Origin of the sequence: Streptomyces tropicalis, assembly GCF_029269835.1 — a bacterium.
Lineage (GTDB): Bacteria > Actinomycetota > Actinomycetes > Streptomycetales > Streptomycetaceae > Streptomyces > Streptomyces tropicalis.
In genome coordinates this window covers 401,102-416,503 of record NZ_JARJBB010000002.1, presented here as the reverse complement: position 1 = coordinate 416,503, position 15,402 = coordinate 401,102, and the positions used below count along the sequence as shown (strand labels likewise).

Below are 15,402 nucleotides of genomic sequence, written 5' to 3'. Positions count from 1 at the left end.
CTGCGTGCAACATCCATTGCATAGGGCGTTTGCTGCTGTCTAACATCTCGGCCGACGCGGGGTCAACGGGCATCCGGCCCGCCCCCACCCCTTCCGAGGAGTACGACCGTCGTGACCGTCAGCGGACCCGGCAAGGCCCCCGGCGCCGTGGACGTCGTCGCGCTCGGCGAGTCCATGGTCACCTTTCTGCCCACCGGCCCGGGCCGCCTCGCCGACGTGCCCTCCTTCGTCCGCGGCATCGGCGGCGCCGAGTCCAACGTGGCCTGCACGCTCGCCGCCGCCGGGCACTCCGCCCGATGGGTCGGACGGGTCGGCGCCGACGGCTTCGGCGACCACCTCCTCGGCGCGATCGCGGCCTACGGCGTCGACGTGTCCGCCGTGCGCCGCGACCCCGCCCGGCCGACCGGCGTCTACTTCCGCACCGCCGGGGACCGGGGCACCCGCGGACACGAAGTCGCCTACTACCGGGCCGGATCCGCGGCCTCCGCGATGACCGCGGACAACGTCGACCGGGACGCCCTGCGCACCGCCCGGATCCTGCACCTGTCGGGCATCACGCCCGCGCTGTCCCGCGGCTGCCTGGACCTGGTGCGGGAGCTGACGGCCCGCCGGCCCGGCCGCCCCCTCGTCTCCTTCGACGTCAACCACCGGCCCGGACTGTGGCGGGACCCCGGCGGGGCGCGGGTCCTGCTGGACCTGGCCCGGGGCGCGGACCTCGTCCTCGTCGGCGAGGACGAGGCGCGCGAGGCGTGGGGCCTGCACGGCCTGCACGCCCTGCGCGCCGCACTGCCCGAACCGGAGCTGCTGGTCGTCAAGCACGGCGCGGCCGGCGCCACGGCCCACCACCGCACCGACGCGGGCACCGGCACCTTCGTGCCCGCGCCCGCCGTCGAGGTCGTGGCCGCGGTCGGCGCCGGGGACGCCTTCGCCGCCGGGTTCCTCTCCGCCACCCTGCGCGGGCTCCCCCTCCGCGACCGGCTCCGGCACGGGCACCTGACGGCAGCCGCCGCGCTCATCTCCCCCGGCGACCTGCCCGCCCCGCCCCCCGCGCCGGACGCGGGCGGAGCGGCGCACCCCGCCCGGACGGGCCACGCCGACCGACTCGCCGCCCTCGACGACGCGGCGTGGGGGAGACTGCGACTCGGGCCCGGCCGGACACGCACCGCGGAGCGGGCCGAGAAGGAGGCACGTACGCCATGAGCCAGACCGTCGACCGCGCGCTGAGCATCCTGCCGCTGCTCGCCGAGGGGCCCGCCGACCTCGGGCAGGTCGCCGACCGGCTCGGTGTGCACAAGTCCACCGCCCTGCGCCTGCTGCGCACCCTCCACGAACACGGTCTCGTCTACCGCCAGTCCGACCAGCGCTACCGCCTCGGCGCGCGCCTCTTCGCCCTCGCCCAGGAGGCGATGGAGCACCTGGACGTCCGCGAGATCGCCCACCCCCACCTGGTCCGCCTCGGCGGGAGCTGCGGGCACACCGTCCACCTCGCGGTGTACGAGGACGGCGAGGTCCTCTACATCGACAAGGTCGACAGCCGCTACCCGGTGCGCATGTACTCCCGGATCGGCAAGCCGGTCGCGATCACCGTGGCCGCCGTCGCCAAGCTGCTCCTCGCCGACCTCCCCGAGGCGCAGCGCCGCGCGGTCGCGGAGGCGCTCGACTACCCCCTGTACACGGCCCGGTCCACGCCGAACGCCGCCGCGTTCCTGCGCGAGCTGGCGACCGTGCGCGACCAGGGCTGGGCCACCGACCTCGGCGGCCACGAGGAGTCCATCAACTGTGTCGCCGCGCCCGTCCGCGGCGCCGACGGCCGGGTGGTCGCCGCGATGTCGGTGTCCGCGCCGAACGTCGTCGTCACCGCCGACGAACTCCTCGCCCTGCTCCCCCTGGTGCGCCGTACCGCGGACGCCATCAGCGGCGAGTACTCCGGCCGGACCCCCGTGACGACCCCAGACAGGGACACCGTATGACCGAGAAGACCGCGCTCACCCCCACGACCCACACCACCCCGCCCGCGAGGTTCTCGCACGGCGTCCGCAGGGGGAACGTCCTCCAGGTGGCCGGCCAGGTCGGATTCCTGCCCGCCGAGGACGGCCGTCCGCCCACGCCCGCCGGCCCCACCCTGCGCGAGCAGATCCTCCAGACGCTCGCCAACGTCGAGGCGATCCTCCGGGAGGGCGGCGCGACCTGGGACGACGCCATGATGATCCGCGTCTACCTGACCGACGTGGACCACTTCGCCGAGATGAACGACCTCTACAACGCCTACTTCGAGGAGCAGGGCCTCACCCAGCCGCCCGCCGCGCGCACCACGGTCTACGTCGGCCTGCCGCCCGGACTCCTCGTCGAGATCGACGCGCTCGCCGTCCTCGGCTGAGCCGCCGGCCGCCCCGGTCACCTTCCCCGCCGCACGTCCGCACGGTGCGGGCGGTGCGGGCGGCGGCGGTGCCGGGCGGGCTCGTGCGGTGCGGACGGTGGCCGGGGCGACGGGTGCGGAAGGAGGGGCGGTTGTGCCCGGCACAGGATCATCGTCCATACTGCCCGCGTGGAGCAGCGCACAGGTTCGAGCAGCCAGCCCCTGGAAGGCGCCGGAGTCGACCCGGCCTTCGTCCCCGGGCTCTCCTCGCCCGCGTCGGCGGAGCCGGAGGACGCCCGGCCGTCCCGCCCCGCGGACGAGAGCGCGGTGGAGGCCCCGAACGCACCGGCGGGGAAGGACGGGGTCGTACCGCCCCGCCGGCCCGCGGACTCCGCCGGGTCCGGCCCCGGGGAGGAGCCCGGGGAAGACCCCGCCGACGCCCCCGCGGAAGCCGACGCGGAGGGGGCCGACGACGGGACCGACGCGGCGGACGAGGACGTCCCCGACGGGCCCGTCTTCGAGGCCGCCGACCGGCGCGCCAGCATCGTCGCCGACGGCCGCGGGGTGAGACTCGCCCTGGACGACCAGGAGTGCGAGTTCCGCTGGGCCGAGATCGGCGCCGTCGAGACGGCGACCTCCCGCTTCGGCAAGCGGTTCACCGTCACCGTGCACACCCCCGACCGCCGCTGGTACCCCATCGAGATCGAGGCGGCGGCCAGGAGCCGCTTCGCCGAGTGGGAGACCCGGCTGGACGCCGTCCTCGACGCCTACTTCGACGACGGCACGGGCGGCACGGGCGGCACGGGCGGTGCGAAGGACGAGGACGGCACGGACCGTTCGGCCGAGGAGGCGGGGCCCGAGGGCGCCGGCTCCTCCTGAGCGCCCCGGCCGCTACGACCGGTGTGCCGGGGCGGGGGCGCAGTACTGCGCCTCCTTGCCGATCGCCCGGTACACGCAGTCCGCGGTCTCCAGCAGCTGGAGCACCGCGTCGCGGTTGCGCGCGGTCTCCCGCTCGATCACCTCGCCGGGCGGGTAGAACCCGCCGCCCGCGGCGGAGCGGGGGTACATCTCGAAGGTGAAGTCGAAGATCCGCTGGGTGCCCCAGAGGTAGTCGTCGATGGACCCGTCGGAGACGTACAGGTCGCTGGTCTGCTCGGGCGTGTAGCCGTTGCTCGCGGCCATCCTCCGGCCCACCGCACGGAAGGCGGCCGCGTCGTCGGCGGTCATGCCGGCCGCGGTGGCGGAGGTCGTGAACCCGAAGGGCCACATGACCAGTTCGCTGTACGAGTGGAAGTCGATGCCGGCGCGGATCTGCTGCCGGCCGCCGACGACACGGCTGCGCGCGAAGTCCGCGACCGCCTTCACCTCGGGCGCCGACTCGGGTGCGGACCCCCGGTAGGTCTCCGCCGACGGCGACCCCGAGGAGCCCTGGCAGCAGCCCCAGTGGAAGCCCCAGTTGCGGTTGAGGTCCGTACCGGGGTACGGGGAGCCGCTGTTGGGCTGCCGGTTCTTGCGCCAGGACCGGTAGGACCCGGTGGCGATGTCGTACGCGCCGCCGTCCGGGTTCAGGTCGGGCAGGATCCAGATCTCCCGGCTGTCGACGATGCGGGTGATCCGGGGGTCGGTCCCGTAGCCGTCGACCAGTTCGCGCAGCAGGTACAGCGCCATCTCCACGGTGAGGTGCTCGCGGGCGTGCTGATGGAAGGTCAGCAGCACCTCCGGCTCGTTCTCGTCGGTGGCGACGTGGTCGCTGACCTTGAGGGCGACGATGTCGCGGCCCTCGGCGGACTTCCCGATGACCCGCCGGCTCAGGATGCCCGGGTGGGCGGCCAGCCGCCGGGCGATCTCCGCGTTCATCTCCGCGTACGTGTGGTATTTCGCGTCGGCGGCCGGGAAGTCGTGGGGGCGGGCCGCGCGGGTCCCCGCACCGCGGTCCGGGAGCGCGCCGAGCGCGGTGACGTCGTAGCCCCGGGCGCGCAGGGAGCGGATCTGGCCGGGGCGGCCGGAGACGACGACCGACTCCCGGTCCGCCTCGTCGACGGTGACGCCGGTGCGCCGCAGTGCCGCGCGGGTCGCGGGCGTCGCGGTCCGGTGGATCTCGTACCGGCCGATCTCGCCGGCGGCGGGTCCGCCCGGGCGGGCGCCGCCCGCGGCGGCGGGTGCGGTGGCCGTGAGGGGCGCCGCGAGCGTGAGCGCGCCGAGGGCGGCGAGCAGGGTGACGCGCCGGGTGCGGGCGCCGGCTCCGCGCGGGCGAGGCCGCATGAGGTCTCCTCGGGACGGGCGGGTGCCGGGCGTCCGGCCGTGGGCGTGGCTCATGCTGCGTACTCGCTCCGGGCCGGTCAAGGCGCCCCGGCGGGGCGTCGGGCGTCCGGCGCCGGGAACCGCCCGGACGGCCTCACGCGGGGGCGGCCCTACGGCAGGGCGTGCACATGGGGGCCGACCGTGTTCGACCAGGTGTTGCCCGAGGAGGCGTCCCAGTTCGTCGACCAGGTCATCGCGCCCCGCAGGTCCGGGTACGTCCGGGACGGCCTGAAGGTGCCGCAGCCGGTGCCCCGGGTCAGGCAGTCCAGGGCGTTGTCCACCACGGCCGGGGAGACGTAGCCGCTGCCCGCCCCGCTCGGGGAGGCGGGGACGCCGAGGCCGACCTGGGAGGGCGCGAGGCCGCCCTCCAGCTGGATGCAGGCCAGCGCGGTGAGGAAGTCGACCGAGCCCTGCGCGTAGACCTTGCCGTCGCAGCCCAGCATGGAACCGCTGTTGTAGTACTGCATGTTGACGACGGTGAGGATGTCCTTGACGTTCAGCGCGGTCCGGAAGTAGCCGTTCGACGTCGACTGCATGTCGATCGTCTGCGGTGCCATCGTGAGCACGAGCGACGGGCCCGCCTTCGCCGCCAGCGCCCGGAGCGCCTGTGTCATGTACGTGGGGTCGAGGCCGTTCTCCAGGTCGATGTCGACGCCGTCGAAGCCGTACGTCTGCATCAGCGCGTAGGTGGAGTTCGCGAAGTTCGCGGCCGAGGCCGCGTCGTTCACCGACACCGTGCCGTTCTGCCCGCCGATCGAGACGACGACCTTCTTCCCGGCCGCCTGCTTCGCCCTGATGTCCGCCTTGAACCGGTCGACGGAGTAGCCGCCGAGGCCGGCCGAGTCCAGGGTGAAGGAGACCGCGCCGGGCGTGGCCGTCGCGTCGGCGAAGGCGACCGCGACGATGTCGTACGCGGAGGGCACGTCCGCGAGGTGCTGCACCGTGGCGCCGTTGTCGAAGTTCTGCCAGTAGCCGGTGACCGCGTGCCGGGGCAGTGCGCCGCCGCCCCCGCCGCCTCCGGACGCCGTGGTGGTGGCGCCGGCCGCCACCGACCTCGCCGACTCGCCCGCCGCGTTCGTGGCCGTGACCTGGAAGGAGTAGGTGGTGGACGCCGCGAGGCCGGTCACGGTCGCCGAGGTGCCTGCCACCGCCGTGGCCTTCGTGCCGTCGCGGTAGACGGTGTAGCCGGTGGCGCCGGAGACCGGGTTCCAGGACAGCGAGGCCGAGGACGAGGTCGTGCCGGTCACCGTCAGGCCGGCCGGTGCGGCCGGGACCGTCGGGCCCGGGTTCCCGCCGCCCCCGTCCGGACCGAACACCGACACGTCGTCGGCGTAGTAGGCGGCCTGGCCGTACCAGCCGTGCAGGTACACCGTCACCGACGTGGTCGAGGCGCCCGTGGTGAACGTCGTGGAGAGCTGCTTCCAGCCCGTGCTGTCCGGCGTCCAGGTGGAGACGTCCGTGGTGCCGGTGCCGGTGGCGCCCAGATAGGCGTAGCCGCCCTGCACCCACGCGCTCAGTGTGTAGGTGGAGTTCGGCCGCACCGCCACCGGTTGCGTGCACGGGGCGTCGTCCTGGCCGGCCGGGGTCGCCTTCAGCGCGGCCGAGCCGCCGTGCACCGGTGAGGAGACGGTCGTGCCGCTGCCGGCCGAGCACGTCCAGCCGGCGAGGCCCGACTCGAAGCCGGCGTCGGTGAGGTTGTTGACGTCCGCGGCCGACGCCGTGCCGGTGCCCGTGAGGCAGAGGGCGAGCGCGGCGGTGACGGCTCCCGACCACATGCGCAGAGCCCGTCTGCGCCGGGGCATGCCTGATACGCGGTCCACTGGGGCCTCCGAGGGGGAGTGGGGGAGGGGAGGGACGCGGGTGGCCACCGCACGGTTCTACAAGTTGGTCCAGACCAATAAGCTTGTCAAGGCCTCGCGAAGCGGACGGGACGTCAACTGCCGGGCGGACGGCATGCTTTCGGGTCCGCACGGGATGGTCGGCCTGCCCCGGTTTGACGTGTCTTGCGCAAAGACAGTTGCCCACCAGCTACAGAATCGCTGTTCTCCGGTCACAGAGGCGTGGATACAGTGCTGAGGTAGTCACGCAGTGAAGTCATTTCGGCGGGCCGCAGGGAACGGCGGCACGCCGACAGGCATCGAACGGGGAGCTGCGCGTGCCCACTGCCATTGCTGTGACCAGTGCCGACATGGCGCTGCCCGCGCAGGACGAGCGGACCGTCCCGGCCGTCGTCCTGCGGGACCTGGACCGGCAGCCGCTGGAGGAGTCGCTGGCTGCGCTGCAGGCGCTGACCGACCAGCACGGATACGTCGTCGTGGTGTGCTCCCGCGCCGCCGCCCCCGGGGTCGAGCAGCGCCTGCGCACCGTGCGCTCCCTGCTGGAGAGCGACCGCATCGCGCTCTTCCACCCGGATCTGCCACCCCTCGGAATCGCCGTGCTCGCCCGGCAGTTGCGGCAGCTCGCCTCCTGCGACCTCAGCCCCGGCGTGCTCGCCTCCGCGGGCCGGCTGCTCACCCACTACGTCCACGCCGGCGCCGTCCTGAACTCCGTCACCCGGCTCGACCACGTCCCCGTCGGCCTGCGCGCCCACGCCAAGTCCTGGGTGCCCGGGAGCCAGTTCGGCGTGATCGCCCACCCCGAGCCGCAGCTCGTCCGCATCGGACCCGAAGCCACGCTGAAGGGACCGGAGTTCGGGACGTGGATGCTGGTCGCCACGGCACAGCTCGCTGCCGACTGGGTCACCGGCACCCTCGCCCCGGCGTGGAACGTCCTCGGACTGCGCGAGGCCGCGCTGCCCGCCGAGTCCGCGCAGTGGTGGGGTACGGGGAAGCTGGTCGAGTTCTGCACCTACCTGCCCGACCTGTCGGTCCTCTACCAACTGGTCACCTCCGTGCGCCAGGGCGTGTGCCACTGGTGCGGCATCGACGTCATCGGCGACCGGTGCGTCTTCTGCTCCGCCACCCCGCCCGTCCCCGACCACCCGGCACCCCCCGGCTAGCTCCCGGGGCGCGCACCACCGCCCCGGCCCCCGAACGGAAGAGAAACCCGCACCCGTCCGACGAAGCCCGCCCAGCCGGACCGGACCACTCGGCTCCGCCCGACCGACATCCCCAACGAGGTGGAACGGTTCATGAACTCCCGTCAGCGCCGCGGCGTGATACTCCTGCTCCTGTCCGTCCTCTGCGCCCTCGGCGCGTTCGCGGGCGTGCTCTCCGTCATCAGCGACGTCCAGTCCAAGGTCGGCCCCGAGGTCACGGCGTACCGGGTCAAGGGCAACGTGAAGCCCTACACGACGCTGAGCACCGGGCAGTTCGAGAAGATCTCGATGCCCAGGCGGTGGCTGTCGGCCAACGCCGTCACCGACCTCGCCCAGATCCGCGGCAAGATCGCGGTCACCACCCTCCAGGCGGGCTCGCTGCTCCAGACCGACATGATCGTGAACCAGCCGGCCCTCCAGCCCGGGCAGCAGGAGGTCGCCATCATGATCGACGCGGCCACCGGCGTCGCCGGCAAGATCACACCGGGCTCGTCGGTCAACGTCTACGCCACCTTCGGCGGGCAGCGCCAGGGAGACCCCGCCCAGTCCAAGATCATCGTCACCAACGCCAGGGTCCTCGACGTCGGGCAGATCACCGCACTGCAGCCCGACGCGAACAACCGCACCCAGCAACCCACCGACGCGGTCCCGATCACCTTCGCGCTGTCCACCCTCGACGCGCAGCGGATCACCTACGCCGAGTCGTTCGCCCAGCGGGTCCGGCTCGCCCTGGTCGCACCCGGCACCGACACCGGCGTGCCGGCCAAGGACCGGACCTACGAACTCGCGAACGACAAGTGAGAGGCCCGCATGCCCACCAGGATCCTCCCGGCAGTCGGTGACGCGGACGCGGTCCGGTCCCTCACGACACTGCTCAGCCAGCTCCCCGACGCGGAGCCGGTGCCCCCCGTCGCCGACTCCACCCAGCTCGTCGACACCCTCGCGCGCCTGGCCGCCGAGTCCATCGAGGAGCTGCCCGAGATCGTGGTGGTGCACGAGCGCATCGGACCGGTCCCGGCGCTGGAGCTCATCCGCGAAGTGGCCCTGCGCTTCCCGGCCGTCGGCGTCATCCTCGTCACCTCCGACGCGAGCCCCGGCCTGTTCTCCGCCGCCATGGACTCCGGCGCGCGGGGCCTGGTGGCGCTGCCGCTCGGCTACGAGGAACTGGTCAACCGCGTCCAGGCGGTGGCGCAGTGGTCGGTGGGCGTGCGCCGCCATCTCGGGCACGGCGGGGACGTGTTCAGCGGGGTCGGCGGCCGCGTCGTCACGGTCAGCGGCGCCAAGGGCGGCGTGGGCGCCACCCTCGCCGCCATCCAGATCGCCCTCGCCGCCCAGGCCTCCGGGCACAGCACCGCCCTCGTCGACATGGACCTCCAGTCCGGCGACGTCGCCTCCTACCTCGACGTCCAGTTCCGCCGCTCGGTCGTCGACCTGGCCGGCATCGCCGACATCTCTCCGCGCGTCCTCGCCGACGCCGTCTTCCGGCACGACACCGGTGTGGCCCTGCTGCTCGCCCCCGGCGAGGGCGAACGCGGCGAGGAGGTCACCGACCGCGCCACCCGGCAGATCGTCAGCGCCCTGCGCTCCCGCTACGAGGTCGTCGTCCTCGACTGCGGCGCGCAGATGAGCGGCGCCGGGGCCGCGGCCGTCGAGATGGCCGACACCGCCCTGCTGCTGACCACCCCGGACGTGGTCGCCGTCCGGGCCGCCAAGCGCACGGTGCGGATGTGGGACCGGCTCCAGGTCCGCAAGGCCGAGGAGACCACGGTGGTCGTCAACCGGCACACCCGCGGCACCGAGATCCAGCCGCCGCTGATCCAGCGGATCACCGGCACCGCGGTGGCCGGCACCGCGATCCCGGCCCACTTCAAGGAACTCCAGAGCGCGGTGGACGCCGGCCGCATCCACGAGCTCGACCACCGCAGCGTGGTGAAGCAGGCCCTGTGGGCCCTCGCGGCCGAACTGGGCCTCGTCAAGGTGACGGAGGCCGCCCAGAAGGGCGGACGGTTCCGCGGCGACCGCGGCGCGGTGAGCCTGCGGCGCCGCCGGGAGACAGGGGGAGGGGGATGAGGATGAACGCGCTCGGGAGCGTACGGCGTCTGCGTGCGGACGACGGGCAGGTCGCCGTGGAGTTCCTCGGGATGCTGCCGACGATCATCGTCACGCTGGTGGTGCTCTGGCAGTGCGTCCTGGTCGGATACACGTACACCCTGGCGGGCAACGCGGCGGACGAGGCGGTGCGGGCGGGGACGGCGGCGCAGGACCGGAACGGGGCGTGCCGGCAGGCCGCCATGAGCGACCTGCCGGGGGCGTGGCGGAGCGGCGCCGGTGTCGACTGCGGGGCAGGGGGCGGCTACGTGACCGCCGACGTCAGCCTCGAGGTGCCCGTCCTGTTCCCCGGCGCCGTCTCCTTCCCCTTCCAGGTCAAGGGCCACGCGGGAGCCGTGGAGGAGGTGAAGGACTGACATGCCGTTCCGGCGCGCACACCGCGACCGGGGGCAGGCCGCCCTCGAGTACCTCGGCTTCCTCCCGGTCCTCCTGATCGTCGCCCTCGCGGCCGTCCAGCTCGGCCTGGTCGCCTACGCCGCCCAGCAGGCCGGCACCGCCGCCCGCGCCGGGGCCCGCGCCGCCTCGCTCCGGCAGGGCGCCCAGCAGGCCTGCACCGAGGCGGTCGCCGGCTGGCTCGCGCACCGCACCCGGTGCACCCCGGCCCCCGGAGGCGACACCGTCACGGTCACCGCCGAGGTGACCATCCCGTCCGTCGTCCCCGGCTGGGACCCGATCGGCACCGCCCGCAAGACCGCCACCATGCCGCTCGACCACTGACCAGGACCCGAGGAGCACCGGAACGATGAGCCTGCGCGCACGCATCAACGCACCCGACGAGCAGGGCCGTCGGGGCGAGGACGGGCACCTGGTCGCCTCCTACCGCGCCAAGCTGCTGGAGGAGATCGACCTCGCGGAGATGAGCTCGCTCGCCGCCGCCGAGCGCCGGGCCCGGCTGGAGCGGGTGCTCGGGCACATCATCAGCCGCGAGGGCCCGGTCCTGTCGACGGCGGAACGGGCGCAGCTGATCCGCCGGGTGGTCGACGAGGCCCTCGGCCTCGGCATCCTCGAACCCCTCCTGGAGGACGCCTCCATCACGGAGATCATGGTCAACGGCCCGGACGCGATCTTCGTGGAGCGCGGCGGCCGGGTCGAGCAGCTCCCGCTCCGCTTCGCCTCCACCGACCAGCTCATGCAGACCATCGAGCGCATCGTCTCCACCGTCAACCGGCGCGTGGACGAGTCCAACCCGATGGTGGACGCCCGCCTGCCGTCCGGGGAGCGCGTCAACGTCATCATCCCGCCGCTCTCCCTCACCGGCCCCACGCTCACCATCCGCCGCTTCCCGCGCTCCTTCACCCTCCCCGAGCTCATCGGCTTCGGCTCCCTCGACGAGCCCATGCTGTACCTGCTCGCCGCGCTGGTGCAGGCCAAGTTCAACGTCATCGTCTCCGGGGCCACCGGCACCGGGAAGACCACCCTGCTCAACGCGCTGTCCGGACTGATCCCGGACGGCGAGCGCATCATCACCATCGAGGACTCCGCCGAACTCCAGCTCCAGCAGTCCCACGTCATCCGGCTGGAGTCCCGTCCGCCGAACGTCGAGGGCCGCGGTCACATCACCATCCGCGACCTGGTCCGCAACTCGCTGCGCATGCGCCCCGACCGCATCGTCGTCGGCGAGGTCCGCGGCGGAGAGTCGCTCGACATGCTCCAGGCCATGTCGACCGGCCACGACGGCTCCCTCGCCACCGTGCACGCCAACAGTGCCGAGGACGCGCTGATGCGGCTGCAGACCCTGGCCTCCATGTCCGACGTGGAGATCCCCTTCGCCGCCCTGCACGACCAGATCAACAGCGCCGTCGACGTCATCGTCCAGCTCACCCGCTTCGCCGACGGCGCCCGCCGGATCACCGAGATCGCCCTCGTCGACAGCCACGGCGGCGAACCGTACCGGCTGGCCAGCGTCGCCCGCTTCGCCGCCCGCCCGATGGCCGCAGACGGGCGCGTCCACGGCGCCTTCGTGTACCACCCGCTGCCGCGGCGCACCGCCGAACGCCTCTACTTGGCCGGCCAGCCCGTCCCCCCGTCCTTCGGCGTCGCCCAGTCCGCGGAACAGCTCGCCACCCGAGAAGCCAGGTAGGAAGCGTCCCCATGGATCTGCACACCCTCGTCCCCCTCACCACCGGCGTGACCCTGCTGGCCTGCGTCCTCGCCGTCGTCGGCCTGCACGCCTACACCCGGGGCAGGGCGCAGCGGGCGGCCCTCGTCGACCGGCTGTCGCAGACCGGGCAGATCCCGGTGGGCCGCCGGCGGCGCTTCCGCGGCCTCGACCGCAGGCTGCGCCGCACCCGGGCCGGCCGCCGGCTGGAGCTGCGGCTCGCCGCGACCGGCCTGGACATCACCCCGGGCGAGTTCTTCGCCTGCATGCTCGCCACGGTGGCCGCCCTGTGGCTCGTCGGCCAGGCGTCCCTCGCGCCCTTCTTCGGCCCGATCGCCGGCCTGCTCGGCATCGGGGCGGCCCTGCAGTTCCTCAACTGGCAGCGCCAGAAACGCATCGAGAAGTTCATCAACCAGCTCCCCGAGCTGGCCCGCATCCTCGCCAACGCCACCCAGGCCGGACTCGCCCTGCGCACCGCGATCGGCATGGCCGCGGAGGAGCTGGAGGCCCCGGCCGGCGAGGAACTCGGCAAGGTCGCCCACCAACTGGCCCTGGGCGCGTCCATGGACGACGCGCTCGGGGAGCTGGCCGACCGGCTGCCCTCCCGCGAACTCGTCGTCCTGGTCACCACCCTGGTCCTGTCCAACCGGGCCGGCGGGCAGGTGGTCGGCGCCCTGCGCAACCTCACCGAGACCCTGGAGGAACGCAAGGAGACCCGCCGCGAGGTCCGCACCCAGCTCTCCCAGGTCAACATGACCTCGTACGCGGTGCCGGTGCTGGGCATCGGCGCGCTGTTCCTGATGAACGGCGTCAAGGCCGGAGCCCTCGACCGGATGACGGGCTCACCGGTCGGCCAGGCGGCCGTGATCGTCGCCTTCGTCCTCTACGCCGTCGGGTTCGTCCTGATCCGCCGGCTCTCCCGCATCGACGTCTGAGCCACCGGTCACGGAAGGAGGGACACGAGGATGGCACTGCTGCTCGCACTGGTCATGGCCCTCGGGGTGGGGGGCGCCTTCGCCGGCGTCCGCATGTACCGCGCGGACGCCCGGCTCCCCGGCGACCTGGCCCTGGCCCTGGAGGTCGGCGCCACCCGCACCGGCGCCGTGGACTCCGTCGTCGACCGCCTCGGCATGCGCTGGGCACCCGCCGTCCTGCGCCTCATGGGCCCCAAGCGGGTGGCCAGGTACCGCCGGAAGATCGACCTGGCGGGCAACCCCGGCGGCCTCACCATCGACCGGTACGCGGCCCGCCGCGCCGTGTACGGCTTCCTCGGCGGCGTCGGCGGCCTGGTGTTCCTGATGCGGGGCAACCCCTTCGTCGCCCTGCTCCTCCTCGCCTTCGGCGCCTTCTGGACGGAGGTCGGCATCTGGTCGGCGATCCGCATCCGCAAGGACGTCATCGAGCGGACCCTGCCCGACTTCCTGGACGTCCTCGCCGTCGTGGTCAGCGCGGGGCTCGGCTTCCGCCAGGCACTGGACCGGGTCTCCTCCCGCTACGAAGGTCCCTGGGCGGACGAACTCCGCATCACCCTGCGGCAGATGGACCTCGGCATGAGCCGCCGCCAGGCCTTCGCCGAACTGCGCCGGCGCAACGACTCCGAGCAGGTCGCCATGTTCGTGTCGGCCCTCCAGCAGGGCGAGGAACTCGGCGCGCCGATCGTCGACACCCTGGTCGCGCTGGCCAAGGACATGCGCCGCACGGACGCGCAGAACGCCCGCCGCAAGGCGGCCCGCGCGGTCCCCAAGGCCACCATGATGATCACCACCTTCATGGTCCCGGCCACGATGATCCTCCTCGCCGCCGGCCTGCTCCTCGGCTCCGGCGTGGACTTCGGCTCCGTCACGGGCAAGTAGGCAGGGGGCGACGACCGGCATGACATCGACGAAGGAACGCACCGGGCTGCTGCGCCGCCGCCCCAGGGCGCCGGAGATCACCACTCCGCCGGCGGGCACGGTCCTGCCCGCCCACGTCCGCACGGGCGCGCCCGACATCCCCGTCACCTCGGTCACCCCCGCCCTCCCACCCGGCTGGGAACCGGCGAACGCGCCGCCGGGGGTGCCGCGGCAGACGGGAGCGGGTGCCCGGTCCGCCGCCCCGGCGGCACCGTCCGCCCCCGCGGCACCGCCCGCGCCGCCGGCCCCCGCGCCGGGACCGTCGCCGGAGACCGCGGGACCGCCCGTGCCCGGCCTGACGACGGCCGCCGCGGAGCCGTCCCCGGGCCCGGCCGCCGCGCCGCCCGCCGAGAGGACGGCCCTCCAGATCAACGCACTGCAGGCGCTGTGCCGTCAGGTCTTCGGCTTCCGCCTGGCCATGATCGCCCTGGCGACGCCCTCCGCCTTGCTGAACGCGGCCCCCGGCCTGGCCACCCGCCTCGTCGGCGCCGCCGTCGTCGTCACCTTCATGGGCTCCTACGTGCTCTTCCGGGACTGGGAGCGCTTCGGCCCCCTCCTGCTGCGCCACCCCACCCTGCTGGTCGTGGACACCCTGTTCGGCTCGCTGCTGCTGGTCGCCGCGGGCCCCGGCACCACCCTCGCCTACGTCAGCGTGTGCACCCCGCTCCTCGCGGGCCTCGTCTACGGCTGGCGCGGCGCCGCCGCCTTCGCGTCCCTCCAGTCCCTGATCCTCGTCCTCGTCCACACCGCCGCGAAGCACCCGCACGCGGCCCTCGCCGACGCCTCCCTGCTGCCCGGCCTGTGCGTGATCACCGGCGCCGTCGGCTCCGCCCTGCGCAGCCTCATGCTCCGCTTCGGCGAGGCCACCCAGGCCCTCACCACCGTCCAGGCCCGGCTCGCGGTCACCGAGGCCGTCGCCGCCGAACGCGCCCGGCTCGCCCGGGAGATGCACGACTCCGTCGCCAAGACCCTGCACGGCGTCGCCCTGGCCGCCGACGGCCTCGCCGGTTCGGCCGGAGCCGCCCACCCGGACCGGGCGCTGGTCGGGCAGCAGGCGGAACTCGTCGCCCGCTCCGCCCGCCGCGCCGCCGCGGAGGCCCGCGAACTCCTCGCCGACCTGCGCCGCGAGTCGGATCCCGGGCACGGCACCGACGTCCTCGTCGAACTCGCCGCCCGCACGCGGGACTTCAGCAGACGCACCGGGCTGCCCGCCGGATACCGTCCCACCGGCGATCACGCCGTGCCCCCGGTCCCGCCCGCCGTGGCACGCCAGCTCCTCACCATCGCCTCGGAGGCCATGGAGAACGCCCACCGCCACGCGCGGCCGACCCGGGTCGACGTCCGCGCGGGCGTCCACGACGGCCTGCTGCGCATCAGCGTCCAGGACGACGGAGCCGGCCTGCCCGCCGGCACCAGCCTCGAACAGCTCCGCCGCTCCGGCCACTTCGGCCTGGTCGGCATGGTCGAGCGCGCCGCCTCCGTGGGCGCCCGCATCCGCATCGGCCGCGGCGGCCGCCCCCGGGGGACCGAGGTCCGCCTGGAACTGCCGCTCGCGGCCCTCACCACCCCGACCGCCTGACCCACGCCCCGCCCGCCGACCGAGAGGAGG

Annotated in this window: 15 protein-coding genes; 13 read left to right on the top strand and 2 right to left on the bottom strand. The window is 74.0% G+C overall.

The annotated features are described in order from the left end of the window. The first annotated feature begins 111 nt into the window (after positions 1-111). From P3H78_RS05830 to P3H78_RS05815, 4 genes are all read left to right on the top strand, one after another. A complete protein-coding gene (locus P3H78_RS05830; protein ID WP_276107689.1) occupies positions 112-1,200 on the top strand; it encodes a sugar kinase in 1,089 nt (362 codons plus the stop codon). Further along, entirely contained in the window at positions 1,197-1,970 is a 774-nt protein-coding gene (locus P3H78_RS05825) for an IclR family transcriptional regulator (RefSeq protein WP_276107688.1), read from the top strand. Before P3H78_RS05830 ends, P3H78_RS05825 begins: the two co-directional genes overlap by 4 nt. Next, positions 1,967-2,377, top strand: coding sequence for a RidA family protein (locus P3H78_RS05820; protein ID WP_276107687.1), 411 nt, complete (start codon positions 1,967-1,969; stop codon positions 2,375-2,377). Before P3H78_RS05825 ends, P3H78_RS05820 begins: the two co-directional genes overlap by 4 nt. A gap of 168 nt (positions 2,378-2,545) precedes the next feature. Further along, positions 2,546-3,235 carry a hypothetical protein gene (locus P3H78_RS05815; protein WP_276107686.1) on the top strand — a complete coding sequence of 230 codons (690 nt, stop codon included), beginning with the start codon at positions 2,546-2,548 and terminating at the stop codon, positions 3,233-3,235. A 12-nt stretch (positions 3,236-3,247) separates the two neighbouring features. Here P3H78_RS05815 and P3H78_RS05810 read toward each other — a convergent pair whose 3' ends face one another. Further along, positions 3,248-4,618 (bottom strand): M14 family metallopeptidase, encoded by a 1,371-nt coding sequence (locus P3H78_RS05810; RefSeq protein ID WP_276107685.1) that lies wholly within the window; start codon positions 4,616-4,618, stop codon positions 3,248-3,250. A gap of 149 nt (positions 4,619-4,767) precedes the next feature. Continuing rightward, positions 4,768-6,459: a chitinase gene (locus P3H78_RS05805; RefSeq protein WP_276107684.1), complete on the bottom strand. Its 1,692-nt coding sequence runs from the start codon at positions 6,457-6,459 to the stop codon at positions 4,768-4,770. Positions 6,460-6,812: 353 nt separating this feature from the next. Here P3H78_RS05805 and P3H78_RS05800 point away from each other — a divergent pair, with 353 nt between their 5' ends. From P3H78_RS05800 to P3H78_RS05760, 9 genes are all read left to right on the top strand, one after another. After that, a complete protein-coding gene (locus P3H78_RS05800; RefSeq protein WP_276107683.1) occupies positions 6,813-7,655 on the top strand; it encodes a hypothetical protein in 843 nt (280 codons plus the stop codon). Between the two features lie 132 nt (positions 7,656-7,787). Next, positions 7,788-8,495, top strand: coding sequence for a Flp pilus assembly protein CpaB (cpaB, locus tag P3H78_RS05795; protein WP_276107682.1), 708 nt, complete (start codon positions 7,788-7,790; stop codon positions 8,493-8,495). 9 nt (positions 8,496-8,504) lie between these two features. Beyond that, positions 8,505-9,764: a CpaE/TadZ family protein gene (locus P3H78_RS05790; protein ID WP_276107681.1), complete on the top strand. Its 1,260-nt coding sequence runs from the start codon at positions 8,505-8,507 to the stop codon at positions 9,762-9,764. A 2-nt stretch (positions 9,765-9,766) separates the two neighbouring features. Next, complete coding sequence (locus tag P3H78_RS05785; RefSeq protein WP_276107680.1) at positions 9,767-10,159, top strand: TadE/TadG family type IV pilus assembly protein; 393 nt, start codon at positions 9,767-9,769, stop codon at positions 10,157-10,159. Position 10,160: 1 nt separating this feature from the next. Next, positions 10,161-10,520 carry a TadE/TadG family type IV pilus assembly protein gene (locus P3H78_RS05780; protein WP_276107679.1) on the top strand — a complete coding sequence of 120 codons (360 nt, stop codon included), beginning with the start codon at positions 10,161-10,163 and terminating at the stop codon, positions 10,518-10,520. A gap of 25 nt (positions 10,521-10,545) precedes the next feature. Next, entirely contained in the window at positions 10,546-11,883 is a 1,338-nt protein-coding gene (locus tag P3H78_RS05775; RefSeq protein ID WP_276107678.1) for a TadA family conjugal transfer-associated ATPase, read from the top strand. A gap of 11 nt (positions 11,884-11,894) precedes the next feature. Then, entirely contained in the window at positions 11,895-12,836 is a 942-nt protein-coding gene (locus P3H78_RS05770) for a type II secretion system F family protein (RefSeq protein ID WP_276107677.1), read from the top strand. A gap of 30 nt (positions 12,837-12,866) precedes the next feature. Beyond that, positions 12,867-13,754 (top strand): DUF5936 domain-containing protein, encoded by an 888-nt coding sequence (locus tag P3H78_RS05765; RefSeq protein WP_276107676.1) that lies wholly within the window; start codon positions 12,867-12,869, stop codon positions 13,752-13,754. Positions 13,755-13,773: 19 nt separating this feature from the next. Further along, a complete protein-coding gene (locus tag P3H78_RS05760; RefSeq protein ID WP_276107675.1) occupies positions 13,774-15,372 on the top strand; it encodes a sensor histidine kinase in 1,599 nt (532 codons plus the stop codon). Positions 15,373-15,402 lie beyond the last annotated feature (30 nt).

What these genes read in the sequence shown, in the direction of transcription:
- P3H78_RS05760 (WP_276107675.1), top strand. Translation starts at nt 13,774, where the DNA reads ATGACATCGACGAAGGAACGCACCGGGCTGCTGCGCCGCCGCCCCAGG.
- P3H78_RS05810 (WP_276107685.1), bottom strand. Translation starts at nt 4,618, where the DNA reads ATGCGGCCTCGCCCGCGCGGAGCCGGCGCCCGCACCCGGCGCGTCACC.
- P3H78_RS05780 (WP_276107679.1), top strand. Translation starts at nt 10,161, where the DNA reads ATGCCGTTCCGGCGCGCACACCGCGACCGGGGGCAGGCCGCCCTCGAG.
- cpaB (WP_276107682.1), top strand. Translation starts at nt 7,788, where the DNA reads ATGAACTCCCGTCAGCGCCGCGGCGTGATACTCCTGCTCCTGTCCGTC.
- P3H78_RS05765 (WP_276107676.1), top strand. Translation starts at nt 12,867, where the DNA reads ATGGCACTGCTGCTCGCACTGGTCATGGCCCTCGGGGTGGGGGGCGCC.
- P3H78_RS05820 (WP_276107687.1), top strand. Translation starts at nt 1,967, where the DNA reads ATGACCGAGAAGACCGCGCTCACCCCCACGACCCACACCACCCCGCCC.
- P3H78_RS05825 (WP_276107688.1), top strand. Translation starts at nt 1,197, where the DNA reads ATGAGCCAGACCGTCGACCGCGCGCTGAGCATCCTGCCGCTGCTCGCC.
- P3H78_RS05770 (WP_276107677.1), top strand. Translation starts at nt 11,895, where the DNA reads ATGGATCTGCACACCCTCGTCCCCCTCACCACCGGCGTGACCCTGCTG.
- P3H78_RS05785 (WP_276107680.1), top strand. Translation starts at nt 9,767, where the DNA reads ATGAACGCGCTCGGGAGCGTACGGCGTCTGCGTGCGGACGACGGGCAG.
- P3H78_RS05805 (WP_276107684.1), bottom strand. Translation starts at nt 6,459, where the DNA reads ATGCCCCGGCGCAGACGGGCTCTGCGCATGTGGTCGGGAGCCGTCACC.
- P3H78_RS05775 (WP_276107678.1), top strand. Translation starts at nt 10,546, where the DNA reads ATGAGCCTGCGCGCACGCATCAACGCACCCGACGAGCAGGGCCGTCGG.
- P3H78_RS05790 (WP_276107681.1), top strand. Translation starts at nt 8,505, where the DNA reads ATGCCCACCAGGATCCTCCCGGCAGTCGGTGACGCGGACGCGGTCCGG.